The 551-nt window shown below is 57.4% G+C and carries 1 rRNA gene; it reads right to left on the bottom strand.

Going from position 1 to position 551, the window contains the following annotated elements:
• A 23S ribosomal RNA gene (locus NDI56_RS21675) occupies positions 1–551 on the bottom strand; the annotation flags it as partial.

Raw genomic sequence — 551 nt, 5'->3', positions numbered from 1 at the left:
CGGATAGGTCTCGGTGGTGGATTTGAGTCCCGATCATTTTGGGCGCCTCAAACCTCGGCCGGTAAGCTGTTACGCTTTTCTTAGAGGGTAGCTGCTTCTAAGCTCACCTCCCGGCTGTCTAGGGCTCGAGACCACCTTCAGAGGATTACACTTAATCCACACTTGGGGACCTTAACCTATCTCTGGGTTGTTCCCCTCCTGGTGCACAGGCTTACCCCGCACACCGGAATCCCCGCGTCAAACAGCGTTCGTAGGTTTGGAGTTTGACAGGTGTGCCGACTCCTCTCGGAGGCGGTCACACCAATCGGTCGCTCTACCCCACGAACTACCTCGGCGGAGGTCATGCTTCGACATGTTTCGATTGGAACCAGCTGTTGCCGGACTCGATGGGCCTTTCACCCCTACACATAGATCACGAGAGGGTATTGTAGGACACCAACTCTAACAGGCCTCCACGTGCCTTTCGGCACGCTTCGCCTTGTCCATGCGTAGATCGTCCGGATTCGGGTCGTGTCAGTGTGGCTCCCCGCCCTTGAAGACGGCGGCCCTCG

It is taken from the genome of Halomicroarcula saliterrae (assembly GCF_031624395.1).
Taxonomy (GTDB): Archaea; Halobacteriota; Halobacteria; order Halobacteriales; family Haloarculaceae; genus Haloarcula; species Haloarcula saliterrae.
The sequence above is the reverse complement of the archived record's forward strand: the minus strand, read 5'-3'. Positions and strand labels throughout refer to the sequence as shown.